Below are 24,974 nucleotides of genomic sequence, written 5' to 3' on the forward strand. Positions count from 1 at the left end.
CTGCCCGGGCAAAGCCACAGCCATGGGCATTTTTGTCGACGCGTCGCGCCTTTTCAGTTGAACAGCGGGTTACCACGCAGGCGCGCAACGGCCAGGTCGACGAAGGCACGCACCTTGGCCGGCGCCTGACGGCCCTCGGGGTACAGCACGTGAATCGGCAGCGGTGGCTCCTCGAAGCCTTCGAGCACGATCTGCAACGCGCCCTCCTGCAGCGCCTGGCCGACTTGATAGTGCAGCACCCGGGTCAGCCCCCAGCCGGCCCTGGCGGTGGCGATCGCCGACTCGTTGGTGTTGCATTGCAGCACCGGGTCTACCAGCACTCGCTGGCCCTCGGCGAAGCGCCATTCCGGTGAGGCCCAGGCGCTCTGCGACACGGCGATGCGATGGTGTTTCAAGTCGGCGGGCGTGGTCGGCACGCCGTATTTCTCCAGGTAACACCGCGCCGCGCAGATCACCCGGCGTACCGCGCCGACCTGGATGGCGGTAAAGCCCGAATCCGCCAGGTGACCGATGCGAACCGCCACATCGATGCCCTCGTCGAGGATATTCACCGGCCGGTCGACGAAAAAGGTGCGCGCGTGCATGCCCGGGTAGGCATCCAGATAATCGAGCACCAGGGGCAGCACGTGCAGGTGGCCGAACATCGACGCCGCGGTCACAGCCAGGGTGCCGGACGGCTCGGCATAATGCCCGGCTGCGGCCAGTTCCGCCTCGGCGATGTCGGCGAGAATGCGCCGGCAATCCTGCAGGTAGCGGCTACCGGCATCGGTGGTCTTCACCGAACGGGTGGTGCGCACCAGCAGCCGCGCGCCGATCAGATCCTCGAGGCCGGCGACGATGCGCGTCACCGCCGGCGCGCTCATGTGCATCTGCCGCGCGGTACTGGCGAAGCTGCCCGTCTCCGCGACCTTCACGAATACCCGCATCGCCTGCCAACGATCCATCCACCCGCTCCTCTGCTTTAAGCGTTGGCTGCGCTGGTGGCGCAGCCAAGCGAGTATGCCGTATCCGCGCGTCCTGAGCGGCGATGCTATTCAGGCTGCACGGTCGAGCGCCCACGCAGGAACGCGGGCGCCATCGCCCTACCGGCCCGTAGGAGAGGCTTCAGCCTCGAGCTTTTGTGCGTCCTGCCAGCCAAAATAGAGCTTGAAGGCACCTCCTACAAAAACTGCGCGCGGGGCTGCCCGAGGTTCGCTCTCTGCGCCGCTCAGAGCGCCAGCTCGAGGCGCTCGTCACTGGCGCCTTGCGGCTGCGCCGGCACTGCGCAGCAGATCAGCACTTCATCGTCGCCGTGGGGCGCGCTGGGTTCTTTCAGGTAGCTCACCGCGCCTTTCACCAGGCGCGTCTTGCAGGTGCCGCAAGAGCCCTCGCGGCAACTGAACTCCGGTTCCAGGCCTCTGGCCTCGGCCAGTTCCAGCAAGGTGCCGGAGCCCGGAGTCCAGCGCCCCTCCTTCAGCGACTCGGTAAACAGCACCGGCACCGCCTCGGTGGCCGGCGGAGCCGTCACGGCGGCCGCCGCCAGCTGATCGGGGCGACGCACCAGGGACGCCGGCCCGAAGCCTTCGGCGTGGATGCGCCCATCGGCGATGTTGTAGCCGCGCAGGCCATCGTACAGCCCCTGGGTGAAGGCCGGTGGCCCGCACAGGTAGAAGGCGTAATCGTCGAAGGCCAGATAATGGGTCAGCAGCGCCATGTCGATGCGCCCGGCAGTGTCGTAATCGACACCCGGCTCGGCGCCGCTGCTGTCGCTCAGCACCCGCACCAGGCTGACCGCGCCCTGGGCGGCGGCCACCAGGTCGCCGAGTTCGCGGTCGAAGGCGCGCTCGGCTTTCGAGCGCGCAGCGTAGAACAATGTGACCGGCCTGATCCGCTGCCGGCGCCAGCCTTCGTAGACCACATGGCGCAGCATCGCCAGCATCGGCGTGATGCCGATGCCACCGGCCAGCAGCACCAGCGGGCGCTCCTCCTGCGCATCGAGGGTGAATGCCCCGGCCGGCGCGCGGGCGTCGATCAGGTCGCCTTCGCGCAACCCGTCATGGATGAATTGCGATACCCGCCCCTCGCGCTTGACGCTGATCCGGTAGATGCCGTCGGACGGCGCAACCGACAGGGTGTAAGTACGAATCAGCGGCTTCTCGCCCGCGGTCACTCGCAGCCGAATCGGCAAATGCTGGCCGGCCAGGTGCGGCAACACCCCGGCACCGTCGACCGGCTCCAGATGCAGGGAACGGATCGACCGGCTTTCCTCAACGATGCGCGCAACCCTCATTGGCCGCCACTGCGTGGCGTACTGGGCCGCACGCAGCTGATCGGCGGCTTGTTGCCAGTTGCCGGTGAGCAGCGAGCTGTCCGCCCAGCCGTCCTCGCGCATGGCCCAGCGCAGGGCCATGGCAGCCGGGCGCCGCACGATACGCCGGGGACGGAAGGTCCACAGCCGCTCGGCGCCCTGAAAGGCGCCGATTTCCGGGGATTCGAAGATGACCTCGGCGTCGCCGCTCAGTTGCAGCATGTCGCCCGTGGCGAAATCCACGAACAGCAGACCGGCCTTGCCGTTGAGCACGATGTTGCCGAGGGTGGAAAAGAACAGGTTGCCGTTGAAGTCCGGGATGGTCAGGGTGCCGTCGGCATCGATGCGCACGAAGCCGGTGTTGCCGCCACGGTGCGAGACGTCCACCTGCCGCTGCCCGTCGACATCGGCATAGGTCGCCACGAAAAAGGTGTCGGCGCCTTCGATCACTGCCCGCGCCGCGGCATCCAGCGCCGGTAACTGCTCGACGGTAGCGGCGAACGGCGCCGCCGGATCACGGGCGAAGGTGAAGTCGCGCTGCTGGATATAGCGTGGGCAGTTGCCGAAACTCTGCTCGACCGCCACCCGCAGGCCCTCGCCGCCCGCCACCACCACGCCGTTCATGCGGTTACGCCGTCGGCTGTGCAGTTCGATGCCCAGGAGGCCCAGCGCAGCGCCCTCGCCCATGCCTTGGGCGATAGGGTCGTCGGCCTGGGGCCGGGCGGCAATGTCCAGCGTGGTGGGGGTTGGCGAGGCGATAAAACCGGCCTGGCCCTCGAGCACGCCGGCCCAGGCATCGCCCTGCCCATCCACGCTGCCCAGCACGATGAACGGCAGCTGGGCATAGAAATCCCGGTGCTGGTCGGGCATGAAGTCGCGCACCACGCGCTTGCCGACCGCATCCATTCGTTCGGCGACGCCGAGCTTTTCCTGAATGAATGTTTCACCCGAATGCCAGGGTGCGGGCGTTTTCGCGAGATCGGTCATGGCGGCTCTCCTGGAGGCGGTGGTGCGCAGGCTCAGGCGTTGGCGGTCAGCCCGGCAGGCGTCTGGGGAATGGCCACGAAGCCGGGCAGCGCCTCGATGCGCGCCAGAAAGGCCCGAACCTGCTCGTAGGCCGACAGGTCGACATTGCCTTCCGGCGCCCGCGCCAGGTAGCTGTACAGCGCCACGTCGGCGATGGTCGGGTGATCGGCGGCCAGCCACTGGCGACCGCTCAAGTGGCGCTCCAGGCGGGCGAGCAGCACGTGGGCACGGGCGATCACTTCCTCGGCATTGAAGTCGGCACCGAATACCGTGATCAGCCGCGCCGCGCACGGGCCGTAAGCCAGTTCGCCGGCGGCCACGGACAGCCAGCGCTGCACCGCCGCCGCACCAGCGGGATCTTCCGGCAGCCAGTCGGTGCGCCCGGTCTTCTTGGCCAGGTAAACGAGGATGGCGTTGGAGTCGGCGACCACCACGCCGTCGTCTTCCAGCACCGGCACCTGGCCGAAGGGGTTGAGCGCGAGGAATTCAGGCTGTTTGTTGGCACCGCCGGCCAGGTCGACCTCGACCAGTTCGGGCTTCAGGCCCAGCAGCGAAGCGAACAGAACGGCGCGATGGGCATGGCCTGACAGCGTAACGTGATGGATTTTCATGGGTCGGCTCCTGGTTGACGGTGGGCCGGGAGAAGCCCCGTGCCGTGCAACCAGCTTGCGACCGCAGCGCGTTTTGAGGAATAGGCGTTGTCGGCATTACTTTATTGCGATAAGTGGAACAATCCGATTCCCGCTTCAGATGGGCAATTGCCCCAGCGCCCAGCGCAGCGCAAAGAAGATCACCAACCCGCCACCTATGGTCGCCAGCAGATGGCGCGTCACCACGGCGATGACGATGGTCGCCAGACCCGCCAGCAGATAGGCGTTGTCCCAGTTCACGGCCCAGTTGCGACCGTCCGGCAGGAGCATGGCTGGCACCACGATGGCGGTCAGCACCGCGGTCGGCACGTAATGCAGGGCCTGACGCACCGCCTGGGGAAAGCGCAGGTTGGGAAAGGCGAACAGGCTGTAGCGCGTGGCGAAGGTGATCGCCAGCATGCCGAGGATCAAAATCCAGTTTTCCATCAGCAAAGCTCCTCCTGCAGGGGCGCCTGGACGCGTTCGAGCAACACGCCGATCACGATGCCGGCGAAGGCGGCGGCCATCAGCCCGAGTTTGTAGGGCAGGTCGTGAAAGATCAGCGCGACCACCGCCGCCACCAGAGCGGCAGCCACCTGCGGGCGATTGCGCAACATCGGCACGACGATGCCGACGAAGGTGGCGATCATCGCGAAATCCAGCCCCCAGGCGGCGAGGTTCGGCACCGCCTGGCCGAACAGCAGGCCGATCAGCGTACAGCCGATCCAGTTGCCGTACATGGCGAGGTCCGCACCAAGAAAGTACCAGTGCTTGTTTGGCGAATCGTCGCGCTGGGCGTAGCGCTGCTGCACCACGGCAAAGGCCTCGTCGGTCAGCCAGAACGCCAGCGGGATGCGCCAGCGCTTGGGCAGGTGGCGCACGAACGGCTGCAGGGTGGCGCTGTACAGCGCATGGCGCAGATTGACCACCAGGGTGGTCAGCCACAGCACCGCCAGGGTGGCGCCGCCCGTGAGCAGGCTGACGGCGATGAACTGCGCGGAGCCAGCGAACACCAGCACCGACATGCCGATGGTCTGCCAGGCGTCGAGCCCGGCGGCGCCGGCCAGACTGCCATAGATGATGCCAAACGGCATGGCGCCGAGCAGCATCGGCAGCATGTCGCGCAGACCCTGGAAGAATTCTTGGTATCGGGACATCGGCTCGTCGCTTGACTGGAAAGATCGCCCGCTGGCAACCGGAAGCGCATCAGGCTAGCCCAGCCGGTCTCTGCTGTCTTGAACGATCTTGCGCAGTTCTCGTGATAATCGGGATTCTCTGCTGTAACTGTGGGAGCGGGCGGGGACGCATAGCAGGTAGCCCGGGTTGAGCGCAGCGATACCCGGGAAAACAAACCTGGGTATCGCTGCGCTCAACCGCAGGCTACGGGCGGCGATGGCAGGCATTGCGATACTCGCCCGGCCCCACGCCATACACCTGCTTGAACTGTCTCGTCAGGTGGCTTTGGTCGGCGAAGCCCAGTTGCAGCGCCACGCTCAGCGGCGCACAGCCATCACGCAGCAGCGCCCGCGCCTGCTCCAACCGTCGTTGCTGCAGCCAGGCATGGGGCGGCAGGCCGGTGGCGCGGCGAAACACCCGGGCGAAATGAAACGGCGAGAGATTCACCGCGGCGGCCAGCTCTTCCAGCGATGGCGGCTCACCCAGGCGCGCGGCCAGCAGCTCCTTGGCCAGGCTCACTGCCCGCGGTTCCAGACCGGCGACGGCTGCTTGCCTGACCCCGGCATGACGCTGGAACAGCATCAGCAGCGTCTCGCGCCATGCCGTCTGCTGCTGCAACACGCTGGCATCGCTGTCGAGCAGGCGGTGCAACTGGCCGAAGGCCCGGTGCAGTTCGACGTCCTGCAGCACGCTGGCGGCGAACGACGGCAGGCCGCGGTGCGCCAGGCCCAGCTCGTCGAGCACGCCATTGACCTGGGCTGGCGCCGGGTAGAAGGCGCGGTACAACCAACCCTGCTCGTGGGCCGACGAGCCGGTGTGCACTTCATCCGGATTGATCAGCACCATGCTGCCGACCGGCGCCAGGTGCTCGGCACCGCGATGACGAAAGCGCTGGGCGCCGTGCTCGATCACGGTGAACACGAAACCTTCATGCACGTGCGGGGTGAAGCGCTGCTTGATGTAGCGCGCCTGCAGCAGCTCCACGCCGGCCAGCGCGGGGCTTTCCCAGAAGCGGATGCGCTCGCCGGTGGGCATGGCTCACACGCCGAAGCGTGCCTCCAGCCCGGCTTTGACCACCGGCCATTCCTGGTCGGTGATGCTGTACAGCACGGTGTCGTCGAGGCGCCCGTCGGCCAGGCGGCGATGATTGCGCAGCAGGCCCTCGCGAACCGCGCCGAGCTTCTCGATGGCGCGCTGGGAGCGCTGGTTGCTGGCGGCGGTTTTCAGCTGCACGCGAACCATCTGCCAGCTTTCGAAGGCGTGGCGCAGCATCAGGTACTTGATCATGCTGTTCAGGCCTGTGCCGTGCTGGGCGGCGTCCAGCCAGGTCCAGCCGATCTCCACGGCTGGCAGGGTCGGCATGAAGTCGGCGAAACGGGTGGTGCCGACCACCTGATCACCCAGGCGGATCACGAAAGGCAAGGCGCGCTCCTCGCGCTGATCGTGCAGGGCCTGGCGGTACCAGTCCAGACGCTGGGTGCCGCTCATGTAGAGCAGCTCATCGCGATTGGCTTCGGCCAGGCTGACCAGCGCCGGAATATCGCCATCGAGCAACGGTTCGATGCGCAGGGCACCGCGCTGCAGGGTGATCAATTGCGGCTTGAACATCGGTTTTCTCCAGGTACAACGCTTGCCAGGCGTGTCAGTTTCTCACCGAATAAACGGTCTGTCTGCCAAAAAACGGCAGCGCCCAGAGTGCCGCAAGCGCACGGTGGTGCCCCTGCGACCTTGGTCGCGCCTGACGCTGCGAAGCTTTGCTGCGACACTACGCAGGCGTGCCAAGGTACGCTCGCACCATCGCCCTTCTGTTTCGTGGAGTCTGCATGTCGCTGTCCAGTTGGCTTATCGCTGCAGTCGCCCTGCTCTACATGGCCGTGCTGTTCGCCATCGCCTTCTACGGTGACCGCCGCCGCAAGCCACTGCCGCCGAAAGTTCGCGCCTGGGTCTACTCGCTGTCGCTGGCGGTGTACTGCACCAGCTGGACCTTCTTCGGCGCCGTCGGCCAGGCGGCCGAACAACTGTGGTCGTTCCTGCCTATCTACCTGGGGCCGATGCTGCTTCTGCTGTTCGCCCCCTGGGTGATCGAGAAGATGGTGCTGATCAGCAAGCAGGAAAACATCACCTCGATCGCCGACTTCATCGCCGCGCGCTACGGCAAGTCGCAGTCCCTGGCCATCGTCGTCGCGCTGATCTGCCTGGTCGGCGTGCTGCCCTACATCGCCTTGCAGCTCAAGGGCATCGTGCTCGGCGTGAACCTGCTGATCGGCTCGGAAACCGACGCCGACGGCACCCGTGCCCAGGACACCGCGCTGATCGTCTCGGTGATTCTGGCGCTGTTCACCATCCTGTTCGGCACTCGCAACCTGGACGTCACCGAGCACCACCGCGGCATGGTACTGGCCATCGCCTTCGAGTCGCTGGTCAAGCTGCTGGCCTTCATCGCCGTTGGCGCCTTCGTCACCTACGGGCTGTTCAATGGTTTCGGCGACCTGTTCAGCCAGGCGCAGCGCAGCCGCGAGCTCGAGGCGTACTGGGCCGAGGCGGTGAACTGGCCGGCGATGCTGGTGCAGACCGGTATGGCGATGATCGCCATCGTCTGCCTGCCGCGGCAGTTCCATGTCACCGTGGTGGAGAACACCGACCCCCGTGATCTGCGCCTGGCGCGCTGGGTATTCCCGCTGTACCTGCTGCTGGCCGCGCTGTTCGTGATTCCCATCGCCCTGGCCGGGCAGATGCTGCTTCCGGGCGGAGTGAGCCCGGACTCCTTCGTGATCAGCCTGCCGCTCGCCGAAGCCCACCCGGCGCTGGCCCTGCTGGCCTTCATCGGCGGCGCTTCGGCGGCCACCGGTATGGTGATCGTCGCGTCGGTGGCGCTGTCGACGATGATCTCCAACGACATGCTGCTGCCCTGGCTGCTGCACCGCAAAAGCACCGAGCGGCCGTTCGAGGCCTTCCGCCACTGGATGCTCACCGCGCGACGGGTCAGCATCGTCCTGATCCTTCTGCTGGCCTATGTGTGCTATCGGCTGCTTGGCACCAACGCCAGCCTGGCGACCATCGGGCAAATCTCCTTCGCCGCCATCGGCCAACTGGCGCCGGCGATGTTCGGCGCCCTGGTGTGGAAGCAGGCCAACCGCCGCGGCGTGTTCGCCGGGTTGATCACCGGCGCGGCGCTGTGGATCTACACCCTGGTGCTGCCGGTACTGGCCCGCGGCCTGGGTTGGCCACTGGATATCTTCCCCGGCCTGCGCACCCTGCTCTACGCGCCGATCGGCTTCGAGGTCGACGCCCTGACCCGCGGCGTGGTGCTGTCGCTGGCCGGCAACCTGACGCTGTTCGCCTGGGTATCCTTCTTCTCGCGCACCCGGGTGTCCGAGCACTGGCAGGCCGGGCGCTTCGTCAACCACGACTTCGGCAACAAACAGAGCGGCCGCGGCGCCCTGGCGGTGCAGGTCAACGACCTGCTGCTGCTCGCCGGCCGTTTCGTCGGCGAAGAGCGCGCGCAGGAGAGCTTCAGTCACTTCGCCCGCCGCCAGGGCAAGGCCTTCAACTCGGCGCAGCCGGCCAACAGCGAATGGATCGCCCACACCGAGCGCCTGCTCGCCGGCGTGCTCGGCGCCTCCTCGACCCGCGCAGTGGTCAAGGCGGCTATCGAAGGCCGCGACATGCAGGTCGAGGATGTGGTGCGCATCGTCGACGAAGCCAGCGAGGTGCTGCAGTTCAACCGCGCCCTGCTGCAGGGCGCCATCGAGAACATCAGCCAGGGCATCAGCGTGGTCGACCAGTCCCTGCGTCTGGTGGCCTGGAACCAGCGCTACCTGGAAATCTTCGAGTACCCGGACGGGCTGATCTGCGTCGGCCGGCCGATCGCCGAGATCATCCGCTTCAACGCCGAGCGCGGCATGCTCGGCAGCGCCGACGTCGAGGAGAGCGTCGCCAAGCGCCTGTACTGGATGCGCCAGGGCACCGCCCACAGCTACGAGCGGGTGTTTCCCAATGGACGGGTCATCGAGTTGATCGGCAACCCCATGCCCGGCGGCGGTTTCGTCATGAGTTTCACCGACATCACCGAATTCCGCGAAGCCGAGCGCGCCCTCAAGGCCGCCAACGAAGGCCTCGAACAGCGCGTCGCCGAACGCACCCATGAACTGTCGCAACTGAACAAGGCGCTGACCGCCGCCACTGGCGTGGCCGAAGCGGCCAACGCCTCGAAGACCCGCTTTCTCGCCGCGGTCAGCCATGACCTGATGCAACCGCTGAACGCCGCCCGGCTGTTCTCCGCCGCCCTCTCCCACCAGGAAGAAGCGCTGCCCCACGAGGCTCAGGAGCTGGTGCGCCACCTGGACAGCTCGCTGCGCTCGGCCGAGGACCTGATCAGCGACCTGCTGGACATCTCGCGCCTGGAGAACGGCCGCATCACCCCGGACCGCAATGCCTTCGCCCTCAACAGCCTGTTCGACACCCTGGGCGCCGAATTCCGCGTGCTGGCCGCCGAGCATGGCGTGGATTTCCATATGCAGGGCAGCAAACTGCGGGTAGACAGCGACAGCAAGCTGCTGCGCCGCGTGCTGCAGAACTTCCTCACCAACGCCTTCCGCTATGCCAAGGGCCGTGTGCTGCTCGGCGTGCGCCGCCAGGGTGCGAATCTGCGGCTGGAGGTATGGGATCGCGGCCCGGGAATTCCCGAGGACAAACGGCAGACCATCTTCGAAGAATTCAAACGCCTGGACAGCCACCAGACCCGCGCCGAAAAAGGTCTGGGCCTGGGCCTCGCGATCGCCGACGGGCTGTGCCGCGTGCTCGGCCACAGCCTGGAAGTGCGTTCCTGGCCCGGCAAGGGCAGCGTGTTCAGCGTCACCGTGCCGATCGCTCGCCACCAGGCGCCAGCGGCCCAGCGGGCGCGGCCGGAAAGCAGCGGCCAACTGCTCACCGGCACCCAGGTGCTGTGCATCGACAACGAGGAAAGCATTCTTACCGGCATGCACAGCCTGCTTTCGCGCTGGGGCTGCCAGGTCTGGTCGGCGCGCACTCGCGCCGAATGCGAGCAACTGCTCGACGAGGACGTACGCCCGCACCTGGCCCTGGTCGACTATCACCTGGACGAAGGCGACACCGGCACCGAGCTGATGGCCTGGCTGCGCACTCGCCTGGGCGAACCGGTGCCCGGCGTGGTGATCAGCGCCGACGGCCGCCCCGAACTGATCGCCCAGGTGCACGCTGCGGGCCTGGATTTCCTACCCAAGCCGGTGAAGCCAGCGGCGCTGCGGGCGTTGATCAGCCGGCATTTGCCGTTACAGTAGAGCAGCCGGATAGCGATGCACTAACGGTGGGAACAGACGGGGCGCCCGCGTCCATCGAGCTCGTAGCCGGATCTTGCAAAGCCGCGCATTTCCTGCGAAAAACGCGGCTTTCTGCACTCTCGGAACCCCAGCAATGAGCGACGAACTCCGTATCGAAGATATCCACCCGGGCGATGGCAAGGCGGTGGTCAAGGGCGCGCTGATCACCACCCAGTACCGCGGCTGGCTGGAGGACGGCACCGAGTTCGACTCGTCCTATTCGCGCGGCAAGCCGTTCCAGTGCGTGATCGGCACCGGGCGCGTGATCAAGGGCTGGGACCTGGGCCTGATGGGCATGCAGGTCGGCGGCAAGCGCCGGCTGTTCGTGCCGGCGCACCTGGCCTATGGTGAACGCTCGATGGGCGCGATCACGCCGAATTCCAACCTGAGTTTCGAAATCGAGCTGCTGGAAGTGCTGACGCGGGACGACTGAAGCGCCCCGCGCCCGCGTTTTATCGCCTGGGTTGCGGCTCGACCCGGTCGAAGCGCAGGCCCTCGCTGCCCTTGATGTTCCAGGCTTCGCCCTGGGTGCCGACGAAGCTGACGTCGGTGAAGCTCGAGTCGCGCAGACCGTCGATCTGCGCGCCCGCCCCGCCCTTGAAGCGCACCTGCTCGAAGGCGACGTTCTCATGGAAGGCGTCGTGGGCGCTGTCGCCCTTGACCTGAATCGCCGCGCCGGCGGCACCCTCCACCGTCACGTTGCTCACGCGGATATCACGAAACTGCCCCGGCACGGCCGAGCGCTCGTAGTCGAGGATGGCGTTGGGGTCGTGGTAATCCAGGGTCATGATCACCCCCTGCTTGACCGGGTTGCGGATCGCCGAGTCGCGGAAGGTGACGTTGCGCGCGCCGCCGCCCATGAAGTTGGTGCTCTTCATGCGCAGGCCGGTGTCGGTACCGTCGGACACGTTGTCTTCGGCGAGAATGTTCTGGATCCAGCCACCGGTATGGCTGCCGGCGACCACCATGCCGTGGCCGCGGCGGAAGAAGTTGTTGAAGATCCAGGCATCTTCCTGGGGCGGCTGCTTGGTGGCGCCAGCGCCGGTGCCAGACGCGAAGTTGACGCAATCGTCGCCCGTGTCGAAAAAGTTGTTGAAGACCATCGCGCCCTTGCTGTTGGCGAACTCGATGCCATCGCCGTTGTTGGCGTCGTAGGTCTTGTGCACGGTACCCGCCATCACCACGTTCTCGGTCTCCAGGTTCATGATTCCGTGGTAGGCCGGATTGAGCACGGTGAAGCCGCCGTAGAACACGTTCTTTACGTTGCGCAGGGTCATCAGTGAAGAGCGCATCTGCCCGTAGGCGTCCTTGACGATGATGCCACGCGCCACCGCCTTTTCGACCTGATCCCTGGCCAGGATGCCGTCCTCCCTGTAGCGGGTATTGTCACTGGCCCGGTAGAACGGCAGCGGCTTGCCGAGCTCGTCCTGGCTGTCGTCGTTGCGCTTCCAGCCGTTGCCGTCGATGGTGCCCTTGCCGACGATGCGGATGTTCTCGAACGACTGGTGCTGGCGCGGATCGCGCGGCAGCGCGTTGATCAGCGACGCCGGGCGCACCATGGTCGAATACGGGTACTGGATGTAACCCTGCAGCGGGTAATCCTCGCTGCGCTCGGAGCCCAGCAGCGTGGCGCCCTCGGCGATTTCCAGGGTCATGTTGCTTTTCAGGTACAGCGCACCGGTCTTGAACACCCCGGCAGGAATCAGCACCTTGCAGTTCGATGAACAGAGATCGATGGTCTTCTGGATGGCCGCGGTATTGAGCGTCTTGCCATCGCCCTTGGCGCCCTGGGCCTCGATGTTGAACACCTCGGGAACCGCCGTGGTGCGCTGCATCAGCACCGGGCTGTCGGCCGACTCGCGGCCCTTGGCATCCACCGAGCGCACAGTGAAGCGATATTGCGTCTCCGGCTTCAGGCCGTCGACGGTGTAGTTATGGAAGGCGATGCGATGGTGGAAATTGGCCGTGTCGGCCGCGTAGAACTGGTCGATAAAGGGCTTGGCCGGTGAATGCTGGTCGTTATTGGCATTGGCGCCGCCCAGCTTTTCACCATCCATGTACACGTGATAGTCGACGATGTCAGCGGCATCTTGCGGTTTCTCCCAGACCAGAATGATCTGGCGGTCGTCATAGGCCAGAGTCGGCACCTGGATGTTCGGCGGCGCCTCCAGCGCCAGGGCGGCACTACTGGCCAACAAAATCAGAGGTATGACAACGCACTTTGATCGATGAGATTTAGTTAGAGAAACAGGCGTAAAAAGGCGCTTGATGAGCGGCATGATTATTGTCCTTGTTATGGCCAATCCATTGAATAACCTGAAGATACCGAGGCAATTTGCCAGGCGGTCGACAGCGCAATCGTCACACTCCCAAGAAGTATGACAACCGACAAGATAGACGAGATCTGGGCTGCGTCCAGCCCTGGCGTCACGCCACCGCTCGAATGCGGGAGGGAAAAGGATCAGTCGTCCAGCGGCTCATCCAGCGGCAGCCCGGCTGCACGTTCGAGCAGCTCGGGAGGCAGGCTCTTGCTGGCCCGGGCGCCGAGCAGCTTGAGGTTTTCAGCGCGACTGATGAGGTTGCCGCGGCCGTCGACCAGCTTGTTGCGCGCGCCGGAATAGGCCTTGTCGAGCTGCTGCAGGCGCATGCCGACTTCGTCCAGATCCTGAATGAAGGCCACGAACTTGTCGTACAGCGCCCCTGCCCGCTCGGCAATTTCCCGAGCGTTCTGGCTCTGCCGTTCCTGGCGCCACAGGCTGTCGATCACCCGCAGGGTCGCCAGCAGCGTGGTCGGGCTGACGATCACGATGTGCTGGTCGAAGGCTTCCTGGAACAGCCCAGGATCAGCCTGCAGAGCCGCTGCGAATGCGGCCTCGATCGGCACGAAAAGCAGAACGAAATCCAGGCTGTGCAGCCCGTCGAGGTGCTGGTAATCCTTGAGCGACAGGCCCTTGAGGTGGCTGCGCAGCGATAGTACGTGCTGTTTCAGCGCCACCTGCCGCACCGTTTCCTCGCTGGCCGACACATACTGCTGATAAGCGGTGAGGCTGACCTTGGCATCGACCACCACCTGCTTGTCGCCTGGCAGCTGGATCAGCACGTCCGGCTGGAAACGCTCGCCCTCGGCACTCTTCAGGCTGACCTGGGTGTGGTACTCACGGCCCTTCTGCAGGCCGGCATGTTCGAGCACGCGTTCGAGCACTAGCTCACCCCAGTTGCCCTGGGTCTTCTGGCCCTTGAGTGCCTGGGTGAGGTTCATCGCCTCCTCGCTCAGACGCTGATTGAGCCCCTGCAGGCGCTCCAGTTCCTTGCCCAGAGAAAAGCGCTCGCGCGCCTCCTGCTGGTAGCTCTCCTCGACGCGCTTCTCGAAGGCCTGGATGCGTTCCTTGAGCGGGTCGAGCAATTGCCCCAGGCGCTGCTGGCTGGTTTCCGAGAAACGTTGCTCGCGCTCGTCGAAGATCTTGCCGGCCAACTCGGCGAACTGCGCACGCAAGGCATCACGGGCGCCTTGCAGATCCTCCAGGCGCTGCTGGTGGTTTTCCTGCTGTTCGTGCAGTTCGGCCGCCAGCCCGGCCCGCTCGCTGTCCAGACGACGCAGCTCGGTTTCCTGGCGCTCGCGCAGGGTCTGCGCGCCCTTGAGCTGCTCACGGGCCAGTTGCAGATCGTTCTGCAGCAAGTGGGTTTCGCGGCGCAGGGCGGCCAGTTCGGCCTGCTGATCAGCCTTGATTTCGAGAATCTCGGCAAGCTCGTCGCGGCAATTGTCCAACTGCGCACTGAGGCCGGCCTGGGTCAGCTGCGCCGCATTCATGCGCTCTTGGGCCAGCCCCGACTGCAGGCGCATGTCCTCGGCCTGTCGCAAGGCGGCGGCCATGCGCAACCACAACGCAGCGGCGGCCAGCAGCGCGCCGGCCAGAAAAGCCGGCAACAGGGTCAGGAGATCGAAAGGCATAAAGGCATCCAGGCAAGACTGCCGGGCAGTATAACCGCGCGGGCCGCTCGGCAGCGGCTACAACAGGGCTCCTCTAAAGAAGCCGCAACAGATCCCGGGCCTCGTGGTGCCCCTGCAGCGCCGCCAGCTCCAGCCAATGCCTGGCCTGCTCCGGCTCGAGGGTGCGCGGCTGGCAATACAGGCGGCCCAGTTCCAGCTGGGCATGGCCATCGCCGGCACGCGCCGCCTGACGTAGCAGCTCCAGGCCGATGCGCCGGTCACGGGTATTGCCGCATTCGCGGCAGAGCATCTGGCCCAGCCGACTTTGCGCCTGCACCACGCCGCGGCGCGCAGGCTGCTTGAGCAGGCGGCCGGCGATGCGTTTCACACTGGGCGCATGGCCAAGGCGCGGGCTGTCCAGCAGCCAGGCGGCTACACGAACGGGAACCTGGGTACGGACGGGAAGCGTATGAAGTTCACTGCGGGGTAACGCGCGGGGCATAAGGATAAAGCGGGGCTCTTGAACAGGCGCGCCACTCTACTCTTTTTTATTCACAGGTAAAGCCCCGGCCCGCCCCAGAGCGGCTGGAGATGACAATCCACAGAAGCTGTGGATAACTTTGTGGGTATGGTGGGCGAAATATCCCCTAACACTGATGGAATGGGCCTCCCGCTTAAACTGCTCATTTTTTCACCACATCAAAAAAGTCTATATTTTTCATAAACTTATATTTATGCCTACGCTATTGCTCGGCTTTTGACAAGTGGCAATATGCGGCTTGACAAGCTGCCTCGCGATTGTGCACAAGTTCGCCGGCGAGGCCTCTGAAATGCCCTTTTGCAGGGCGAAATCAGCCTTGACATCTCGGCACGCCACGACGGACGGGGCATGCAGCCCATGCACCAATGATGCTCCTGTCACGCGCACGCCATAAAAGTATGAAGCACCAATCAGGCGCGTCCGGTTTGGCAGGCCACACCCGTTCGGGTTACCGTCGCCGATTCATCGGTTCTTGGATCCTCGCCCATGCTCAGCCGCCGCATCTGGCTGCGACTGTCCGTCACACTCGTCCTGCTGCTGATGCTGGTGGCCGCCGTTTATCTGGGCAGTCGCCATTTACTTCAGCGCAGCGGCATCGAAACCCTCGACTGGCACGGTGTTTCGCTTTCGGACCGGGGCCTGCGCATCGACAGTCTCGCGCTGCTCCAGCGCGGCAGCGCCGGCACGCTCGAATTGCACGGCAATGATCTGCACCTGGCCTGGCGTGACTTCGGCTTCAGCCTGCCGGTGTGGCGGCACATTACGATTGACCGCCTGTCGCTAAGCTGGCGACCGGTCGAAGAAAATGCCCCAGACGCCGCGCCGCCGCCCGACCTCGACCTGCATCGCCTGGCCGCACCGCTGGCCCTGCTGCCACGCAGTCTGTCGATCACTCACCTCCAGGCCGCCCTGCCCTGCGCTCGCGGGCAATGCATCGCCAGTGGCGGCCTGGACCTGCAGCGCGGTGACGATGAACGTATCGCCCTGCAGGTAAACTTTGCCCAACAAGAGCAGATCGTGAGCGCCGCGCTCGTTCTAGAACCCAGTACTGACGCGCTCGATCTGCAGATAACCCTGGCGGTGGATCGACAGCCCCAGGCGACTCTGACCAGCCACCTGCAGGAGCGCGGTGACGGCCTGAGCTGGACCGGCCAGCTCGACGCCACCGCGCTTACCCAGGCCGTCACGCTGCAGAACCTGCTGAGCACCTGGGCACTGCCCGCCAACAAGCAATGGCCGGCGGCACCGGGCGAGGCCAGCCTCGCCGCTACCTGGCAGCTCGACCTGCCTCGCCGCCAGCCGGATGTGAACAACCTGCTGGCGGCGAGCGGCCAATTCGATGTGCACGGCAACCTGCCGCAGCCGTGGCCGCTGCCCGGCGTCGGCCTGCTACAGGGACAGCTGGCCCTGGCGGCTCATAATCAAGGCTCACAGTGGATTGCCAGGCGCGTCGAGGCCGATCTGCAGCTCAGCGAACCGAATCCCGGCTGGCTGGCGGCGCTGCCGCCGGAGCTGCGCAGCGAATCCCTGCACCTGCAGGTGCAGGCGGATACACCACTGGCCGACTTGCGCCCGGAATTGGCCGAGCGCAGCCTGCCCTTGAAATTGACCGCTGCGCTACACGGCACCACTCGCCTGGATTTGCAGGGCCGCCTGGCCGTCGCCAGCTCGGCGCCCTGGGCGGTGCAGTTTGCCGATACGCGCCTGACCACCCGCACCGCCAGAGCGAACCAGGCCGGCTGGCAAGCCACCGAGTTGAGCAGCGCGCTGAACCTGGCAGGCTACGCCGACGACGGCGCAATCGAACTGACCCTTGGGCGGGGTTCGCAGCTGCAGGCTGCCAGCCTGAAAGGCGCCGTGCTGAGCGCGCAGAAACTGCAGGCCGGGGTAGGTGGCAGCACCTTGAAGCTGGCGCTGCAGGAGGGCGCCCTGCAAGGCTGGCAATTCAAGGGCCCGCTGAACCTGAGCACCACGCGCCTGCTGCAAACCAACCTCAAACCCCAGGGCTGGCGCTTGCAAGGCCAGTTGGCCGCCGTCGATGGAGCCGGCACCCTGCAGGGCAAACTGAACAACGACAGCGAACTGCAACTCGACCTCACTGCCGGTCTCGACGCGAAACAGAACCTGCAACTCAAGGCCACCCTTGGCGAGTTGTTCCTGCGCTCCGGCAACCCGCTGGCTAAGACCCTGGTGCAATGGCCCGAACTGCTCGACCTTAACAACGGTCGCCTGAATGCCGATGCGAATCTGGACCTGGCCGCCGGCAGCAGCGCGCCGAGCCTCGACTTGAGCCTGACCGGCAAGGGCCTGGGCGGCATCTACGACCGCTCCGAACTCAGTGGCCTGGATACGCGCCTGCAATTCAAGCTGGCGCGCCAGCGCTTCGAGCTCTACATCCCACAAGTGAAACTGCAACAGGCCAACCCCGGCCTGCCCATCGGCCCCGGCGAAGCCCGAGTGCGTTACAGCGCGCCGCTGGCCGCTGCCGCCAAAGGCCGGCTGGAAGTGAACCTGGCACGCACCACGCTGATGGGTGGCCAGGTCACCCTGACGCCGGGGCAGTGGAATCTGGATGCTGGCAATCTGTTGTTTCGCATTCAGCTTCGCGGCCTGGAACTCCAGCAGCTGTTCGCCCTCTACCCCGCTGAAGGCCTGGCAGGCTGCGGCACCCTGGACGGCGACCTGCCAATGCGCCTGGGCCCGAAGGGTATAGAGATAGACGACGGCCACGTCGCCGCCCGCCAGCCCGGTGGCTACCTGCAGTTCAGCTCGGAAAGGATCAAGGCCCTGGGCCGCAGCAACCCGGCAATGCAACTGGTGACGCAATCGCTGGAGGACTTCCGGTTCACCACCATGAACAGCGCGGTCGACTATGATCAGCACGGCACGCTGAACCTGGGGATGCGCCTGGAAGGCCAGAACCCGGCCATCGAGAACGGCCGGCCGATTCACTTCAACATCAACCTGGAGGAAGACATCCCCACCCTGCTCGCCAGCCTGCAGCTGACCGACCGGGTCAACGACATCATCACACGGCGCGTGCAGCAGCGAATGCTGCAGCGCAATACCGCCCCCAAGGAGCCTTGACGAGGAGAAGCGCCATGCGCTTGCGTAGTTGCATCACCGCCCTGCTGCTGGGGCTGCTGACCACAGCCTGTACCCCGACGGTACAACTGGCGATGCCCAACGAGCCGATCAACATCAACCTGAATGTGAAGATCGAGCACGAGATCTATATCAAGGTGGATAAGGCGCTGGACAGCATGTTCAGTGAATCCAGCGGACTGTTCTGAGGAGCCACGCATGAACCTGATCAAACCCTTCGCCGGCCTGTTGCTGCTGCTCAGCCTGAGCCTGCCGGCCCACGCCCTCAGCCTCAACGAGGCGATGTCCGCCCTGGGTGATGCCAAGGCCAGCGGACAGCTCGGTGAAATGCCCAACGGCTACCTCGGCGTGGTCAAGGCCGGTGGCCAGGCCGACGAGATCGCCAGGCAGATCAACGCCGCACGCCGCGCCGAGTACCAGAAGCTCGCTCAGCAGAACGGCATCCAGCTCAGCGACGTGGAGACCATCGCAGGCCAGAAGGCCATCGACAGAACCCCCGCTGGCCAATACATCCAGCAACAGGGCCAGTGGCGCCGCAAGTGACGCCGCAGAGCGCTCGCCGCACGGTGCGAGCGCTTTCTCAATTTCGATAAAAAAATCCCGCAGCCCTCGTCAGCTCTGGCCTGGCGCGGAACTCGGTTACCGGCGCCCAGTCTCACCTCCAGCTATCGCCACCGATCAGAGGACGACCGAGATGAGCCTTGTCGACTGCCCCGAATGCCAACACCGCATCTCCGATAGGGCTTATGCCTGCCCGCAGTGCGGCAACCCGATGAAAGCGCAGCCCGGTACTCGCTGGCTCACCGAGAAGAACGTCGGTCAGGTGGCCGGCGCGACCACCGCCTGGCTCACGGCCCCCTGGATCGCCCGCCTAGTGTTTGGCGTAGTGGCGATGATCTGCATCACCGTGATCATCGTCGCCAGTTGAGCAGCGTTCAGGGGCGGCGAAGCAGCCGCGCCACATCCCTGGCGGCCACATCGATGGCCGCTTCGTCGTAGGCCGCGAAGCCCATCACCAGCCCTGGCGCCTGGGGCTGCACGCAATAGCGCTGCAGGGGCATCACGTCGATGCCCGCCTCGGCCAGGCGCGCCTGGGCATCACCCTCCTCCATGCCGTGAAGCCGGCAGACCACATCCAGGCCGGCGCGAATCGGCGGTACTTCGAGCAACCCTTGCCAATGCTGCTCGGCGGCCGCCGAGAGCGCCTCGGCCCGGGCGGCGTAAAGCTTGCGCATGCGTCGCAGGTGGCGATCGAAGTGGCCCTGATCGATGAAGTCCGCCAGTACCGCCTGGGCCATGCTGTTGGCATGCCGCGCGGTCAACGACACCATTCGCGTGAAGCCTTCCACCAGCTGCGGCGGCAGCACCACGTAGGCCATGCGCAGGGACGGAAACAGCAGCTTGCTGAAGGTGCCGGCGAGAATCACCGACGCATCGGCCCCGGCCATGCTGCGCAGCGCCGGGATGGGCTTGGCGACGAAACGGTACTCGCTGTCGTAGTCGTCCTCGAAGATGTAGCTGCCCTGCTCGCTGGCCCAGCGTAGCAGCGCCAGGCGCCTCGCTGGCGACAGCTCGCCGCCCAGCGGTGCCTGGTGCGAGGGCGTTACGTAGGCCAACCGCGCATCCGGCGCCAGCCCCAGGGCCGTGTCGACCTGCAGGCCTTCTCGGTCGACCGGCACATCGACCACCGCCACGCCGCTGGCCTTCATCAGTTGCCGGGCGCCGGGGTAGCCGGGGTCTTCCATCCATACACGTTCACCTGGTGCCACCAGCAGGCGCAAAGTCAGGTCCATTGCCTGCTGCACGCTGCCGAGGATCACGATGCGTTCGGCACCGACCTGCACGCCCCGGGCAATCGCCAGGTACTGGGCGATGGCAGTGCGCAAAGCAGGCAGGCCGGCGGGGTCGGCATCGAGCATGTCCAGCAGGCGCGAGGAGCGCAGATGAGCAGCGTGCAGTTTGCGCCACAGGTCGATAGGGAATGCCAGCACGTCCCCCCGGTGCGGGAAGAACGGCCGCAAGCCGCGCTGGGTAGCGCCACTCATGAACACCGGCGTTTCCGCCTGCAAGCGCTGCGACCACGCCGTATCCGGCGCGGCCCGCGGCTGTTCGACGGGCGCCTGGGCCGGGCGCCCGGCAGCGCCGGCGTTGAGCGTGGCATCCGGCAGCACCGTGCATACCCGCGTGCCATAGCCGCTCCCGGTATCCAGATAACCTTCGGACTGCAGTTGCTGATAGGCCGCCTGCACGGTACCGCGGGCCATGCCGTAGTGCTCGGCCAGGGCGCGGGTGCTGGGCACTTGACTACCCGACGGCAGGCGACTGCTGAGAATCGCCTCGCGCAACGCGCCATACAGCCAGCCCTGCAGGCTCTCACCAGGCTGCGGTGCACCAAGTGGCAGCGAAACAACCAGGGGGCCCGCTTTTCTGTTCGCCATCATCGTCTCGCTTGGACCAATCAGTTGACGTTTTATGGATCATTACGCTGATCCGATTCAAGCAGTAATCGCTCCATCAGCCCGCCTGGCCTAACGACCGGCCCGAGATCGGTTGGGCCGGAGCGAGCCGCTCGGCACCAGCCCAGGGAATCGAGCACCACTCTCTTGCAGCAATCGACGCATCTTGCTCTAATTTGCGACTAATTCTTATCTGCATTGAGGCGCGCAAACGCCTTCGGGTCCGTGCTCTCGATGACGCCTTCCGATAACTCCGCCCTGCACCAGCTGTACGCCAGCCATCGCGGTTGGCTGCAGCAGTTCCTGCGCCGTCGCCTGGGTGACAGCGCTGATGCCGCTGACCTGGTGCAAGACACCTTCGTGCGCCTGCTGCTGCGCCCGCGTCGCTTCGACAGCCACAGCGGCGAACGCTCGTACCTGGCGACCATCGCCCGTGGCCTGAGCATCGATCATTGGCGCCGCAAACAGCTGGAACAGGCCTGGTTGAGCACGCTGGCCAGCCGCCCAGAAGCGCGACAGCCGTCGCCGGAGCAGGCCGCGCTGATCATCGAAACCTTGCACGAAGTGGACGCCATGCTGCTGCGCCTGCCCGCGCGGGTGCGCCAGGCGTTTCTGCTCGCCCAGCTCGACGGCCTGCCCTATCGCGAGATCGCCGCGCAGCTCGGCGTGTCCGAGCGCATGGTCAAGAAATACCTGGCCCAGGCGCTGCTGCACTGCGCCCTGCTCGAAGCCGAACTCGACGGGTTGCTGGTCGAATGATCAGCCCGCGCGCCCACACCCTCAGCCACGCCAGCCTGCAGCAGGCCGCCGACTGGTACGTGCGCCTGCACGACGAACAGGCCGATGGCCAGGTGCGCCAGCAATGGCAGCGGTGGCTGGAGCAACACGGCGAACACCGCGACGCCTGGCACTATGTCGAGCGCGTCAGCCAGCGTTTCGGCCAGTTGCAGCAACAGGACGACGGGCAGGCGCTGCGCCGTGCCCTGGCCCAGCCGGGTCGCTCCGGCCTGACCCGGCGCGAGGGTTTGAAGAGCCTGTTGATCGTCGGCGCCGGCAGCCTGGTGGCGTGGAGCGCCTGGCGCCACACGGCCCTGCCGCGCCTGGTGGCCGGCTGGAGCGCCGACTTCGCCACCGGTATCGGCGAGGTGCGCGAAGCACGCTTGGCCGACGGCACCCGCCTGTGGCTCAACGCTGGCAGCGCGCTGGATGCCGACTTCGACGGCGCCGTTCGCCTGCTGCACTTGCGCGTTGGCGAAGTGTTGATCGACACCGCCCGCGACTCCCGCCCCTTCTTCATTGCCAGCCGGCACGGCCGCATGCAGGCGTTGGGCACGCGCTTCAGCGTGCGCGAGAGCGATACGCAAACCTGGCTGACGGTGTTCGACGGCACGGTGGAAATCCGCACCGCAGGCAACCAGCAAACCCTGCGCATCCCCGCCGGTCAGCAAGTCACCTTCGACGCCTCGCAGATTGGCGCCGTGCAAGCCGCAACCGGCGCCCGCGAATCATGGACACGCCATGTACTGGCCGCCGAAGGCATGCCGCTGGGCCAGTTGCTCGACGAGCTGGGGCAATTTCGCCGCGGCCACCTGGGCTGCAACCCGGCGGTCGCCAACCTGCCGGTGATGGGCTATTTCCCGCTCGACGACAGCGAGCAAAGCCTGCGCCTGCTGCAGGCCGCCCTGCCGATTCGGGTGCAGCGGCTGACCGACTGGTGGGTAAGCGTCGAGCCGAGCGGGGCCTGATCGAAATTAATTCATCGGCGCGGTTCCCTTTTGCAGATCTGGCTCGGTAATCCCTGAGAACCTGTTCAAAGTCTCGCGAGCTAGAGCAATGCAAGGCCTAAGCGGCCCCGCTAAAACAGGCGAGGACGCGGAGTTTACGAGCTGTAAATGAGCAGCCCGACTGGGCTGGCAATCCAGCCTGTTTTTAACGCCGCAGTGCCGACGCGCAGCAGACTTTGGACCAGTTCTGAGAAGCCAACCGATCAGACCACCCCTGGGGCCACCATGCACTTGCCAGCCGCGCACGCTTTCCACTTATCCCTGCGACCACTCGCCCTGGCGTTGCCCATGGCGCTGTCCCTCGCCCCGACGCTGCTGATCGCCCGGCCGGCCACCGCGCAGGAAAGCCAGGCGGTGCGCACCTACAGCATCGCGCCAGGGCCGCTGAACAGCGTACTCAACCAGTTTTCCGCCCAGGCCGGCATCTACCTCGCCGGCCATAACGACCTGGCCAGCGGCAAGACCAGCCCCGGCCTGAACGGCAGTTACTCGGTCACCACCGGGCTCGCCCTGGTGCTGCAAAACTCCGGGCTGGAGGCAGTCGATCAGGGCGGCGGCGGTTATGTGCTGCGCCCGCTGCCGGCCAGCGGCGCGCTGGAGCTGGACAGCACCAGCGTATCCGGCATCGCCCTGGGCAATGCCGAGCTACCGGGCGAGCCGCTGGCCGGCTACGTGGCCCTGCGCAATAGCAGCGCTACCAAGACCGATACCGCCCTGGTCGATACGCCGCAATCGATCTCGGTGGTCACTCGCGACGAGTTGCGCAATCGCCAGTCGGAGACCCTTTCCCAGGCACTCAGCTACACACCGGGCGTCACCAGCCAGCCGACCAGTTTCAACCGCACGGCGGATCGTTTTCGGATCCGTGGTCTCGATGTCGAGTCCGCCACCGGCGGCTCGCTGCGCGATGGCCTGCGCCTGCAGAACAACTCCTATGACGGCATCCAGGAGCCCTATGGCCTGGAGCGTGTCGAGGTGATTCGCGGCGCGGCCTCGGTGCTCTACGGGCAGCTGTCGCCAGGCGGCATGATCAACGGGGTGAGCAAGCGGCCGACTCGGGAGCCACAGCACGAACTCAACCTGCAGGTCGGCCAGAACGACCGCAAGCAGCTATCCGCCGACTTCAGCGGCCCGCTCGGTGACAGCGATACCCTGAGCTACCGCCTGACCCTGCTCACGCGCGATAGCGGCACACCCCAGGATCACATCGACGACGACAGGCTCTATATCGCCCCGGCACTGACCTGGCGCCCGAACGAAGACACCTCCCTGACCCTGCTGTCGTTCTACCAGAAGACCGAAACGGGCTTCTCCGCGCCGCTGCCTTACCAGCTGGTCAAGGGCGTGGGCGACGCGGCGTACCAGATCGGTCGCCACGACTTCATCGGCGAGCCCGACTACAACGAGATGAACGGCGAGATGTCGACACTCGGTTACGAGTTCAAGCACCACTTCAACGAGCAGCTGCGCATCAACCACAAGCTGCGTTACTACCAGACCGAAGTGGACTGGAAGTACCTGCAGGTGCGTACCGGCGGTAACGGTCTGAATGCCGCCGTGATCAATCAGGCGGCCACTACAGGCATCCTGCAGCGCCAGTACAGCGACCGCCACGAACGCGCCCGAGGCCTGGCCAGCGACACCAGCATCGAGTCGAAATGGCAGCTTGGTGGTGCGCAGCACAGCGTGCTGCTGGGCTTCGATGCCTACGACATGAGCTACGACTCGCACAATTTTCGCGGCGTCGCGCCAGCGCTGGATCTGAGCCGCTACAACTACGGGCAGCCGGTGGTGGTGAACAAGGACCGCAGCCTGGAACGCGGCTCACAGATCGACACCCTGCAAAAAGGCATTTATCTGCAGGATCAGATCAACATCGACGACCGCTGGGTCGCCGTACTCGGCGTGCGCCACGACTGGGCCGACCAGGACCAGCAACAGCATCGCAACGGCGTGCGCACCAGCCAGGACAACGAGGCCACCACCTACCGCGCCGGCCTGGTGTACAAGTTCGATAACGGCCTGGCGCCGTACCTGAGCTACAGCGAATCGTTCTTCCCGGTGTCAGTGGCCGTTGCCGGCGGGCAGAGCTTCGTGCCTACCGAAGGCAAGCAATACGAAGCAGGGATTCGCTACCAGCCCGAGGGCCGCAACCTGCTGCTCAGTGCCGCGGTTTTCGAGCTGACCCAGCAGAACGTGTTCAAGCAGGATCCTGCCACCAACATCGCCTCGCAGACGGGCGAAGTGCGCTCGCGCGGCTTCGAGGCGGAAGCCAAGGCGGACGTGACAGAGGACCTCAGCCTGATCGCCTCCTACGCCTATATCGATGCACGCATTACCGAGAGCAGCATCGCCGGCGAAGTCGGCCAACGCAGCGAGGACACGCCCTATCATCAGGCGGCGCTGTGGTTCGACTACAATTTCATGCGCCTCAACCTGCCGCAGCTCACCGTCGGTGCAGGCGCCCGCTACAAGGGCACCACCCAGGCCTCCGGCATGGACTCGGCGATGCCCGCCTACACCCTTTTCGATGCCATGGTCAGCTACCAGCTCGACGCGAACTGGGACATCAGCCTCAACGCCAACAACCTCACCAACAAGCGATATACCTATTGCGAGTTCGCCACCTGCACCTATGGCGACGAGCGCCAACTGGTGACCGCGGTGAACTTCCGCTGGTAGCGAACGCCCAGGTCGGCCGCC

General features: G+C 65.6%; 20 protein-coding genes. 9 read left to right on the forward strand and 11 right to left on the reverse strand.

Annotated elements, in window-relative coordinates; all coding sequences use genetic code 11:
• Positions 1-53: 53 nt before the first annotated feature.
• From BVH06_RS12130 to BVH06_RS12160, 7 genes are all read right to left on the reverse strand, one after another.
• Complete coding sequence (locus BVH06_RS12130) at positions 54-944, reverse strand: LysR family transcriptional regulator (protein ID WP_075934225.1); 891 nt, start codon at positions 942-944, stop codon at positions 54-56.
• A 263-nt stretch (positions 945-1,207) separates the two neighbouring features.
• Positions 1,208-3,274: a pyridoxamine 5'-phosphate oxidase family protein gene (locus BVH06_RS12135; RefSeq protein WP_075934226.1), complete on the reverse strand. Its 2,067-nt coding sequence runs from the start codon at positions 3,272-3,274 to the stop codon at positions 1,208-1,210.
• 32 nt (positions 3,275-3,306) lie between these two features.
• Positions 3,307-3,924 carry a glutathione S-transferase family protein gene (locus tag BVH06_RS12140; protein WP_075934227.1) on the reverse strand — a complete coding sequence of 206 codons (618 nt, stop codon included), beginning with the start codon at positions 3,922-3,924 and terminating at the stop codon, positions 3,307-3,309.
• 135 nt (positions 3,925-4,059) lie between these two features.
• Complete coding sequence (locus BVH06_RS12145; RefSeq protein WP_075931126.1) at positions 4,060-4,389, reverse strand: AzlD domain-containing protein; 330 nt, start codon at positions 4,387-4,389, stop codon at positions 4,060-4,062.
• On the reverse strand, positions 4,389-5,099 hold the full coding sequence (locus BVH06_RS12150) for an AzlC family ABC transporter permease (protein WP_075934228.1): 711 nt from the start codon (positions 5,097-5,099) through the stop codon (positions 4,389-4,391). The genes BVH06_RS12145 and BVH06_RS12150 overlap by 1 nt, the downstream gene beginning before the upstream one ends.
• 223 nt (positions 5,100-5,322) lie before the next feature.
• Complete coding sequence (locus tag BVH06_RS12155; protein WP_075934229.1) at positions 5,323-6,153, reverse strand: AraC family transcriptional regulator; 831 nt, start codon at positions 6,151-6,153, stop codon at positions 5,323-5,325.
• A 3-nt stretch (positions 6,154-6,156) separates the two neighbouring features.
• On the reverse strand, positions 6,157-6,726 hold the full coding sequence (locus tag BVH06_RS12160; protein ID WP_027906108.1) for a GNAT family N-acetyltransferase: 570 nt from the start codon (positions 6,724-6,726) through the stop codon (positions 6,157-6,159).
• A 215-nt stretch (positions 6,727-6,941) separates the two neighbouring features.
• Between BVH06_RS12160 and BVH06_RS12165 the strand changes: the two genes are divergently transcribed.
• Both BVH06_RS12165 and BVH06_RS12170 read left to right on the forward strand, forming a co-directional pair.
• Positions 6,942-10,418 (forward strand): hybrid sensor histidine kinase/response regulator, encoded by a 3,477-nt coding sequence (locus BVH06_RS12165; protein ID WP_075934230.1) that lies wholly within the window; start codon positions 6,942-6,944, stop codon positions 10,416-10,418.
• Positions 10,419-10,551: 133 nt separating this feature from the next.
• Positions 10,552-10,890, forward strand: coding sequence for an FKBP-type peptidyl-prolyl cis-trans isomerase (locus tag BVH06_RS12170; RefSeq protein ID WP_075934231.1), 339 nt, complete (start codon positions 10,552-10,554; stop codon positions 10,888-10,890).
• A 19-nt stretch (positions 10,891-10,909) separates the two neighbouring features.
• Here the strand turns inward: BVH06_RS12170 and BVH06_RS12175 are convergent, their stop codons facing one another.
• From BVH06_RS12175 to BVH06_RS12185, 3 genes are all read right to left on the reverse strand, one after another.
• Positions 10,910-12,736: a glycosyl hydrolase family 28 protein gene (locus BVH06_RS12175; RefSeq protein WP_139315627.1), complete on the reverse strand. Its 1,827-nt coding sequence runs from the start codon at positions 12,734-12,736 to the stop codon at positions 10,910-10,912.
• 182 nt (positions 12,737-12,918) lie between these two features.
• Positions 12,919-14,406, reverse strand: coding sequence for a DNA recombination protein RmuC (gene rmuC / locus BVH06_RS12180; protein WP_075934232.1), 1,488 nt, complete (start codon positions 14,404-14,406; stop codon positions 12,919-12,921).
• A 73-nt stretch (positions 14,407-14,479) separates the two neighbouring features.
• Complete coding sequence (locus BVH06_RS12185) at positions 14,480-14,887, reverse strand: tetratricopeptide repeat protein (protein WP_075931131.1); 408 nt, start codon at positions 14,885-14,887, stop codon at positions 14,480-14,482.
• 525 nt (positions 14,888-15,412) lie between these two features.
• Here BVH06_RS12185 and BVH06_RS12190 point away from each other — a divergent pair.
• From BVH06_RS12190 to BVH06_RS12205, 4 genes are all read left to right on the forward strand, one after another.
• Complete coding sequence (locus BVH06_RS12190) at positions 15,413-18,013, forward strand: YdbH domain-containing protein (RefSeq protein ID WP_075934233.1); 2,601 nt, start codon at positions 15,413-15,415, stop codon at positions 18,011-18,013.
• A 14-nt stretch (positions 18,014-18,027) separates the two neighbouring features.
• Complete coding sequence (locus BVH06_RS12195; protein ID WP_013792254.1) at positions 18,028-18,219, forward strand: YnbE family lipoprotein; 192 nt, start codon at positions 18,028-18,030, stop codon at positions 18,217-18,219.
• 10 nt (positions 18,220-18,229) lie between these two features.
• The gene (locus BVH06_RS12200; RefSeq protein ID WP_075931133.1) at positions 18,230-18,574 is read left to right on the forward strand and encodes a YdbL family protein; all 345 of its coding nucleotides are present in this window, start codon (positions 18,230-18,232) and stop codon (positions 18,572-18,574) included.
• A 151-nt stretch (positions 18,575-18,725) separates the two neighbouring features.
• Positions 18,726-18,959: a zinc ribbon domain-containing protein gene (locus BVH06_RS12205; protein ID WP_075934234.1), complete on the forward strand. Its 234-nt coding sequence runs from the start codon at positions 18,726-18,728 to the stop codon at positions 18,957-18,959.
• 7 nt (positions 18,960-18,966) lie between these two features.
• On the opposite strand, the gene BVH06_RS12210 is transcribed toward BVH06_RS12205, so the two are convergent.
• Positions 18,967-20,469 (reverse strand): PLP-dependent aminotransferase family protein, encoded by a 1,503-nt coding sequence (locus BVH06_RS12210; protein WP_075934235.1) that lies wholly within the window; start codon positions 20,467-20,469, stop codon positions 18,967-18,969.
• A gap of 252 nt (positions 20,470-20,721) precedes the next feature.
• On the opposite strand from BVH06_RS12210, the gene BVH06_RS12215 reads away from it, so the two are divergent.
• The 3 genes from BVH06_RS12215 to BVH06_RS12225 all read left to right on the forward strand — a co-directional run bounded on the left by BVH06_RS12215 (position 20,722) and on the right by BVH06_RS12225 (position 24,953).
• Entirely contained in the window at positions 20,722-21,246 is a 525-nt protein-coding gene (locus BVH06_RS12215) for a sigma-70 family RNA polymerase sigma factor (RefSeq protein WP_075934236.1), read from the forward strand.
• Positions 21,243-22,232, forward strand: a complete 990-nt coding sequence (locus BVH06_RS12220) for a FecR domain-containing protein (protein WP_075934237.1) — start codon at positions 21,243-21,245, stop codon at positions 22,230-22,232. Before BVH06_RS12215 ends, BVH06_RS12220 begins: the two co-directional genes overlap by 4 nt.
• 327 nt (positions 22,233-22,559) lie before the next feature.
• Positions 22,560-24,953 carry a TonB-dependent siderophore receptor gene (locus tag BVH06_RS12225; protein WP_139315628.1) on the forward strand — a complete coding sequence of 798 codons (2,394 nt, stop codon included), beginning with the start codon at positions 22,560-22,562 and terminating at the stop codon, positions 24,951-24,953.
• The last annotated feature ends 21 nt before the right edge of the window (positions 24,954-24,974 follow it).

Origin of the sequence: Pseudomonas sp. PA27(2017) (assembly GCF_001945445.1) — a bacterium.
Taxonomy (GTDB): domain Bacteria; phylum Pseudomonadota; class Gammaproteobacteria; order Pseudomonadales; family Pseudomonadaceae; genus Aquipseudomonas.

What these genes read in the sequence shown, in the direction of transcription:
- BVH06_RS12130 (WP_075934225.1), bottom strand. Translation starts at nt 944, where the DNA reads ATGGATCGTTGGCAGGCGATGCGGGTATTCGTGAAGGTCGCGGAGACG.
- BVH06_RS12135 (WP_075934226.1), bottom strand. Translation starts at nt 3,274, where the DNA reads ATGACCGATCTCGCGAAAACGCCCGCACCCTGGCATTCGGGTGAAACA.
- BVH06_RS12140 (WP_075934227.1), bottom strand. Translation starts at nt 3,924, where the DNA reads ATGAAAATCCATCACGTTACGCTGTCAGGCCATGCCCATCGCGCCGTT.
- BVH06_RS12145 (WP_075931126.1), bottom strand. Translation starts at nt 4,389, where the DNA reads ATGGAAAACTGGATTTTGATCCTCGGCATGCTGGCGATCACCTTCGCC.
- BVH06_RS12150 (WP_075934228.1), bottom strand. Translation starts at nt 5,099, where the DNA reads ATGTCCCGATACCAAGAATTCTTCCAGGGTCTGCGCGACATGCTGCCG.
- BVH06_RS12155 (WP_075934229.1), bottom strand. Translation starts at nt 6,153, where the DNA reads ATGCCCACCGGCGAGCGCATCCGCTTCTGGGAAAGCCCCGCGCTGGCC.
- BVH06_RS12160 (WP_027906108.1), bottom strand. Translation starts at nt 6,726, where the DNA reads ATGTTCAAGCCGCAATTGATCACCCTGCAGCGCGGTGCCCTGCGCATC.
- BVH06_RS12165 (WP_075934230.1), top strand. Translation starts at nt 6,942, where the DNA reads ATGTCGCTGTCCAGTTGGCTTATCGCTGCAGTCGCCCTGCTCTACATG.
- BVH06_RS12170 (WP_075934231.1), top strand. Translation starts at nt 10,552, where the DNA reads ATGAGCGACGAACTCCGTATCGAAGATATCCACCCGGGCGATGGCAAG.
- BVH06_RS12175 (WP_139315627.1), bottom strand. Translation starts at nt 12,736, where the DNA reads ATGCCGCTCATCAAGCGCCTTTTTACGCCTGTTTCTCTAACTAAATCT.
- rmuC (WP_075934232.1), bottom strand. Translation starts at nt 14,406, where the DNA reads ATGCCTTTCGATCTCCTGACCCTGTTGCCGGCTTTTCTGGCCGGCGCG.
- BVH06_RS12185 (WP_075931131.1), bottom strand. Translation starts at nt 14,887, where the DNA reads ATGCCCCGCGCGTTACCCCGCAGTGAACTTCATACGCTTCCCGTCCGT.
- BVH06_RS12190 (WP_075934233.1), top strand. Translation starts at nt 15,413, where the DNA reads ATGCTCAGCCGCCGCATCTGGCTGCGACTGTCCGTCACACTCGTCCTG.
- BVH06_RS12195 (WP_013792254.1), top strand. Translation starts at nt 18,028, where the DNA reads ATGCGCTTGCGTAGTTGCATCACCGCCCTGCTGCTGGGGCTGCTGACC.
- BVH06_RS12200 (WP_075931133.1), top strand. Translation starts at nt 18,230, where the DNA reads ATGAACCTGATCAAACCCTTCGCCGGCCTGTTGCTGCTGCTCAGCCTG.
- BVH06_RS12205 (WP_075934234.1), top strand. Translation starts at nt 18,726, where the DNA reads ATGAGCCTTGTCGACTGCCCCGAATGCCAACACCGCATCTCCGATAGG.
- BVH06_RS12210 (WP_075934235.1), bottom strand. Translation starts at nt 20,469, where the DNA reads ATGGCGAACAGAAAAGCGGGCCCCCTGGTTGTTTCGCTGCCACTTGGT.
- BVH06_RS12215 (WP_075934236.1), top strand. Translation starts at nt 20,722, where the DNA reads ATGACGCCTTCCGATAACTCCGCCCTGCACCAGCTGTACGCCAGCCAT.
- BVH06_RS12220 (WP_075934237.1), top strand. Translation starts at nt 21,243, where the DNA reads ATGATCAGCCCGCGCGCCCACACCCTCAGCCACGCCAGCCTGCAGCAG.
- BVH06_RS12225 (WP_139315628.1), top strand. Translation starts at nt 22,560, where the DNA reads ATGGCGCTGTCCCTCGCCCCGACGCTGCTGATCGCCCGGCCGGCCACC.